Source organism: Serratia sp. PL7 (assembly GCF_945957435.1).
Window position 1 is genome coordinate 1 of sequence record NZ_CAMFLB010000129.1, and the last position, 403, is coordinate 403.

The 403-nt window shown below is 52.6% G+C and carries 1 protein-coding gene; it reads right to left on the reverse strand.

The annotated features are described in order from the left end of the window. Positions 1-403: 50S ribosomal protein L4 (gene rplD / locus N6G83_RS54580; RefSeq protein WP_260524450.1), on the reverse strand; the 403-nt coding region annotated here is incomplete at both ends.

Genomic DNA, 403 nt, shown 5'->3' on the forward strand with positions numbered 1-403 from the left:
TGGGTCGATACCTGCTACATCGCGCACGTCAACCTTGTACAGGTTACGAGCTGCCAGGAACAGATTCTCATCCAGTTCACCGGTCACGATCAGCACATCTTCCAGGGCCATATCTTTCAGTTTCTGTGCCAGCAGCTTAGTTTTAGGCGCTTCTACAGAGAACTTCTCGACAACGATCAGACGATCTTGACGTACCAGTTCGGACAGGATGCTTTTCAGCGCGCCGCGGTACATCTTTTTGTTTACTTTCTGACTGTGGTCTTGTGGCTTCGCAGCGAAGGTTACACCACCAGAACGCCAGATCGGGCTCTTTACAGTGCCTGAACGCGCACGGCCTGTACCTTTCTGGCGCCACGGTTTTTTACCGGAACCAGTCACTTCAGCACGGGTCTTCTGAGCACGA